The sequence below is a fragment of the Anaerotignum sp. genome (assembly GCF_031981185.1).
Classification (GTDB): Bacteria; Bacillota; Clostridia; order Lachnospirales; family Anaerotignaceae; genus Chakrabartyella.
Window position 1 is genome coordinate 1 of the sequence record NZ_DALYUL010000008.1, and the last position, 6,254, is coordinate 6,254.

The 6,254-nt window shown below is 41.0% G+C and carries 6 protein-coding genes; 3 read left to right on the forward strand and 3 right to left on the reverse strand.

Annotated elements, in window-relative coordinates; genetic code table 11:
- From RTK36_RS05945 to RTK36_RS05955, 3 genes are all read left to right on the forward strand, one after another.
- A partial coding sequence (locus tag RTK36_RS05945; RefSeq protein WP_312045236.1) for a vWA domain-containing protein occupies nucleotides 1-1,001 on the forward strand: 1,001 nt, incomplete at its 5' end.
- 2 nt (nucleotides 1,002-1,003) lie between these two features.
- Nucleotides 1,004-2,542, forward strand: coding sequence for an ATP-binding protein (locus tag RTK36_RS05950; RefSeq protein ID WP_312045237.1), 1,539 nt, complete (start codon nucleotides 1,004-1,006; stop codon nucleotides 2,540-2,542).
- A gap of 104 nt (nucleotides 2,543-2,646) precedes the next feature.
- On the forward strand, nucleotides 2,647-3,141 hold the full coding sequence (locus tag RTK36_RS05955) for a GNAT family N-acetyltransferase (protein WP_312045238.1): 495 nt from the start codon (nucleotides 2,647-2,649) through the stop codon (nucleotides 3,139-3,141).
- A gap of 46 nt (nucleotides 3,142-3,187) precedes the next feature.
- On the opposite strand, the gene RTK36_RS05960 is transcribed toward RTK36_RS05955, so the two are convergent.
- The 3 genes from RTK36_RS05960 to scfB form a co-directional block, all read right to left on the reverse strand.
- Nucleotides 3,188-3,967, reverse strand: coding sequence for a sulfite exporter TauE/SafE family protein (locus RTK36_RS05960; protein WP_312045240.1), 780 nt, complete (start codon nucleotides 3,965-3,967; stop codon nucleotides 3,188-3,190).
- A gap of 70 nt (nucleotides 3,968-4,037) precedes the next feature.
- The gene (locus RTK36_RS05965; RefSeq protein WP_312045242.1) at nucleotides 4,038-5,375 is read right to left on the reverse strand and encodes an amino acid decarboxylase; all 1,338 of its coding nucleotides are present in this window, start codon (nucleotides 5,373-5,375) and stop codon (nucleotides 4,038-4,040) included.
- Between the two features lie 5 nt (nucleotides 5,376-5,380).
- Nucleotides 5,381-6,254: thioether cross-link-forming SCIFF peptide maturase (gene scfB / locus RTK36_RS05970; RefSeq protein WP_312045244.1), on the reverse strand; the 874-nt coding region annotated here is incomplete at its 5' end.

Genomic DNA, 6,254 nt, shown 5'->3' on the forward strand with positions numbered 1-6,254 from the left:
CCGACCGCCGAAATGAAATGTATGATACCCTGAAAAAGGATTTGAAAGTCCTTTCTGCAGAGGGTATTTACCGCAAGCTTTCGGAACAGAAGTTGAACGATAAGGAATTTGGAAAACTACAGCTTGAATTCTGGGTGGACGACCATGTTTTTTGGGAGCATAAAAAAGAAGAGAATCAGAATAACGATAACCAAAATGATCAAAATTCTGAAAATGAAAATCAAACGGAGCAAGAACAGAATGAAAAACAGCTTGACGAAAAATGGCAACAAATTGGCGAAAAAATGGAGACCAATTTGGAAACCTTTTCAAAAGAGATGGGGGAAAACGCTGGGGATTTATTGCAGCTTTTGAAAATCGAAAATAGAGAGAAATATGATTATCACCGTTTTCTTGAAAAATTTGTAACCTTAAAAGAGGACATGCGGGTAGACGACGACGCCTATGATTATATTTTTTATACCTATGGTCTGTCCCTTTACGGAAATATGCCCCTCATTGAATCTTTGGAGTATAAAGAAGTAAAGAAAATAGAGGAATTGGTCATTGCCATTGATACCTCCGAATCCTGCGAAGGGGAAACCATTCGCCGTTTCCTGGAAGAAACCTACGCAATCCTTAGAAACAGTGAATCTTTTTTTCACAAAACAAATATCCATATCGTCCAGTGTGATGCAAAGGTACAACAGGATAGCATGGTCACCTCCACAGAAGAATTGGAGCATTATATGGAAAGCTTTCGTATCATGGGTAGCGGTGGCACCGATTTCCGGCCTGTGTTTGAATATGTGGATAAGCTCATTGACGAAAAGGTCTTCCAAAACCTAAAGGGATTAATTTATTTTACCGATGGTTACGGCACCTTTCCCAATCGCAGACCGCCCTATGAAACCGCCTTTATCTTTTTTCATGAGGAATATTTAGATCTAAATGTACCCCCTTGGGCAATGAAGGTTGTCCTTGGGCCGGATGACCTTTCCATTCACGATAAGGAGAAATGACTATGAATATAAAACAAGCAAAAGAAGAAATTCAGAGAGCCATACAGGCTTATTTATTAAAAAACGAGTTTGATGAATATATGATTCCTCGGGTACGTCAGCGTCCCGTCCTGCTTATGGGTGCCCCAGGCATTGGCAAAACTGCCATAATGGAACAAGTGGCAAGGGAATGCGGCGTTGCCTTAGTTTCCTATAGCATTACCCATCATACCCGTCAAAGTGCCATCGGTTTGCCCTTTATCAGCCATAAGGAATATGGCGGCAAGGAATATGCTGTAACGGAATATACCATGAGCGAAATTATTGCCTCAGTCTATAACAAAATGGAGGAAACCGGCCTTTCAGAAGGCATTCTCTTTATTGATGAAATCAACTGTGCTTCAGAAACCCTCGCCCCTGCCATGCTACAATTTTTACAGGCAAAAACCTTCGGTGCCCATCGTGTGCCTGATGGCTGGCTCATTGCCGCTGCGGGGAATCCCCCGGAATACAACAAAAGTGTACGGGAATTTGATGTTGTAACCCTTGACCGCGTGAAAAAAATTGAGGTTGAACCCGATTTTCAGGTTTGGAAGGAATATGCTTATAAGCATTCCATTCACGGAGCTATTCTCTCCTATCTGGAAATCAAGAAAAACCATTTTTACGCCATGGAAAACACTGTGGATGGCAAAAAGTTTGTGACCCCCAGAGGATGGGAGGATTTATCCACCATTTTAAAAGTATACGAAACCATGGGTATTACTGCGGATGCCGGCATGATTTTACAATATTTACAGCATCAAAAAATCGCCAGAGATTTCGCCAATTACTTGGATTTATACAATAAATACAAAACCGATTATCATGTGGAGGACATCTTAAATGGCACCTTTACAGAACAGTCTGCTGCAAAGCTTGCTTCTGCCCCCTTTGACGAAAAGCTCAGCGTCCTTGGTTTAATCCTCAGTCGCCTTTCCGATGATTTTAAACTGGCATATGAAGGAGATTTATTTACCACAGAATTACATCAAGCTCTTGTTGAACTGAAAGAACGCTTCCACAACCCTTATTGCAAGGACACATCTTGGGATAAGCTGTTTGAAGGCTTGCTTGAGGAAAAAGAAACTGCCTTTGCAAAGGAACAAAAATCAGATCTTTTGGATCAAAGCACCAAGAAAAGCCGTCGTATGACCATTGAGCGGCTTTATGCTTTAGAAAAAGAAATTAAGAGCCTTGGTATTTCCGATAAAGATAAAGTTTTTGAAGAAATTAGAGCCTCCTTTGCCAAGGATATTTCCCATCGTGAGCAGCTTATTGAAACAGGCACGAAAGAATTAGAAAACGCTTTCCACTTTTTAGAAGAAGCATTTGGTGCAGGGCAAGAAATGGTTATCTTCATTACAGAACTGACCACTAATTTTTACAGTGTAAAATTTATCAGCGAAAATGGTAGTGAGAAATACTATCAGTACAATAAGGAATTGTTGTTTGATGAAAAGCAAAAAACCATTTTGAAGGATATTCAATCCGCAAAGGCTGAGGGAGCCCTATTGTTTTAATATAAAAAGAGGAAGATTATTAAGAATGATTTTCCTCTTTTTTTTGCTTATCTATTGAAACGTTCCATAAATTGGTATAACATCCTTTTAAGGAGGTGAACCTTATGAATATTGTTTTCGAAAAGCTTGGAATGGAACATCAAAAACCAGTCATGGAAATATTTAATTACTACGTTGCCACTGGTACTAGCGCTTTTCCGCCCACGCCCCTGCCAGAGCAGTTTTACCCCATGTTGATGAAAAGATCCGAGGGCTTGTGCGCCTACGCTGTGGTTGATGCAGATGCAAACAGAACTGTAGGCTTTTGCTCCCTGTCTCCTTTTCAACCTTTCTCCACCTTTCAGGGAACTGCTAATATTTCTTATTTTATTGCTGAGGACTACACAGCAAAAGGAATTGGCGCAAAATGTCTTTCCTTATTGGAGCAAGATAGTAAAGTCCTTGGAGTACATCACTTCATTGCCGAAATTTCCTCAGAAAATCAACCTAGTATCCAGTTTCACAAAAAAAATGGTTTTTTGCAGGTGGGAGAGTTTAAACGAATTGGAGAAAAATTCGGGCGTGAGTTCAATATCGTACTAATGCAAAAAATGCTATAAAATAAAAAAGGACGTCAACACACTTACTGCTTGGCGTCCTTATATATCATAATAAAAAATCTGCTCCCATTTTGATAAACAATAGTACAATAACCACCATAAGCATGAACTGAATTGCCTTCGCTCCTTTTTTTATGGCAAATCCTGCCCCAAGGTAATTCCCTGCAATACCAAAAATAGCCGCAGGAATTGCAATTTTAAAATATACTGTTCCCTCCAACAAAAATACAGCTAAAGCCGCATAGTTGGAAGCCAAATTCAAGCATTTTGCATTTCCGGATGCAGTACGCAAATCATACTTCATGATAAAACAAAATGCCATCAAAGCGAATGTACCCGTACCTGGGCCAACCAATCCGTCATAAAACCCGATTAATCCACCTATCAGCAACGCCAATATAATTTTCTTTTTCTTAGAAAAAGAATCCGAATGATTCTCTTCCCCCATATTTTTATTCAGAACCGTAACTACTCCCGCAATTGGTAAGATAATTAACATCATTGCCTTTAGGGTGCTGTCACTTAAGTAAAGCACCACTTTTGCTGCTAGGGCAGATGCCGCAAATGCGCCTATCGCCGCTAATATTCCCACTTGAATATCCAGCATTTTATGCTTCCAATACCTCAGTGTGGCTATGGTGGTTCCACATGCAGCAGAAAATTTGTTACAACCATAAACAAAATGCATGGGTATCCCCGTCAACGTATAGGCAGGTAACGAAATTAACCCACCACCGCCTGCAATAGAGTCTAAAAAGCCTGCCAAGAAATTGGCTACCAATAGCATTATAAAACTCGGAACAGAAATAATGAAATCTGTACCCATCTATTCTCCCCTCTTCCACCCTCAAATTATTGAATAACCTGTCTGTGCCGTGGGGAAACAAAGCCTTTTCTTATTTTTCCTCCACCACATCAATTTCTTCGACCCCGTAAAGAAAGAATAGCTGTATCATTTCTTGTGTAATTCTCTCACCACTTATGGCAATCGGTATGGCAGGAGGACAAGAAACTGCTGGGGTTGCACAAATTCGCCCCAAGGCATGATCAACCCCTATGGTACATCGCCTTGCAAACATGGCTTCACGAATGGACATTACCTGCTCTCCCCTAAAAGGCAAAGCAGTTCCTCTTTCTTGGGTAGCCATTGCAATCATAGGTGGAAAAGCAAAATCAATTCTTTCGAATTCTGCTTCCTTAGTTTCTGTGGAGAACATCAAAACAAGGTGATCCGCATCGGCAAATTCTGGTTCGATTCCGCTTTCTCTCAAAAATTCCGCTAGCTCATATCCTGTAATGCCCATTTTGGCACCTTCCAACACAAGCTTTAATGGTTCAAAATTTTGCAAATAATACCCTTTTTCCGTTAGTTTCACGGCAAGTTGTTTCACTTTCTCACAGACAGCGCTGATTCTCTTCCCATACCCCTGTGTCAAAATGCTGTTGCATAAATCTAAAGATTGTAGCGTGAGGTATGATGGACTTGTGGAACCAAATAAGGCCAGTGCATTTTTTCCGTCCTGTTCAAAGGGTAAAAAACTGTCTTTTCCTATATGTAGATACGCCCCTCCTGTTAAAACCGGCAAGGTTTTATGGGCAGAATCACAGCACATGTCGGCGCCCAAATCCATAGGATGTAAAGATTCAGGTAAAAAACGAAGATATGCACCATGGGCATTATCCACCAAAAGGGAAATATCGAAATTCCTGCAAACCTGAGAAAGCTCCTTAATATCTGCCATCCCCCCCAAATAATCAGGAGAAGTGATGTATAGGGCAAAGGGCAAAACTTCCATGGATTTTAATATACGCTCCAACTGATGGGGTAAAATAGGACAACTGCAAAGGGATACTTCCTTCTCGGGATAAACCCACTGTACCTGCAAATCAAGTAAAGCACAGGTATGTAAAAATGCCTTATGGGCATTCCTAGCTGCCAAAATCGGCTTACCCTTTTTCCCATGGAGCATGGCCAAATAAACCATAGCTCCAATGCACTGGGAAGAACCACCTGTGGCATAAAACGTTTTTTTTGTTCCAAACAGTTTGGTGGCATGATCCTCACTTTGTCGAATGATTCCTTGGGCATGATATAAATCGTCAGCCCCTTTGATTTCTGTGATGTCTAAAGGCTCACAACCCAAAAGGGGGCTGCCCTTATGCCCTGGCATATGCAGGCGGACAGTCCCTTTTTTCAAATACTCATTCACAAAATTATAAATTGGTGTATCCATGGCAATTATTCCTCACTGCTTTCTGCAACCTTCATCATAATGGCACATTCAATGCGCTTTTTGAAAAGCCTACAGCCGTACTCATAAATCCCCTGGATACTGCCTGTTGCGTGGTAAGCATTGGCAGCACAACCACCGGAACAGTACATCTTCGCCCAACAATCTCTACAATCCTCTCTTGCATAGGCATTGCAATGACGGAACTCATCCTGAACCTCTGTGTTTTTCACACCATCCCAAACATTCCCTAAGCTATACTTGTCATCCCCAACAAATTGATGACAGGGGAATAATTCACCCCAAGGGGTTACCGCCATATATTCCGTACCAGAGCCACAGCCTGTGATTCTCTTATAAACACATGGGCCATTTTCTAAATCCAAAATATAGTGATAGAATTCAAAGCCATTTCCCGCTTTTTTCCGTCGAACCATTTCTTTCGCCAAAATCTCATATTGCTCAAACAGCTTTGGCAAATCCTCCTCCGTTAAAGCATAAGGGTCGGAAGGGTCACAAACCACAGGTTCCATGCTCAACTCCTTGAAACCCATATCTGCCATATGAAAAATATCGTTGGTAAAATCCACATTGTTGTGAGTAAAGGTTCCTCTCATATAGTAACCCTGTCCGCCTCTTTTTTCAACAAACCGCTTAAACTTAGGCAAAATCGTTTCATAACTGCCCTCGCCTCCAATGGTCTTACGCAAATGGTCATGGACTTCCTTTCTGCCATCTAAGGATAATACCACATTGTGCATTTCCCGATTGGAAAATTCAATCACATCGTCATCAATGAGCATTCCGTTTGTGGTTAATGTAAAACGGAATTTTTTATGATGAATAGGTTCCTGCTCTCTTGCATAAGCAACCAATTGTTTT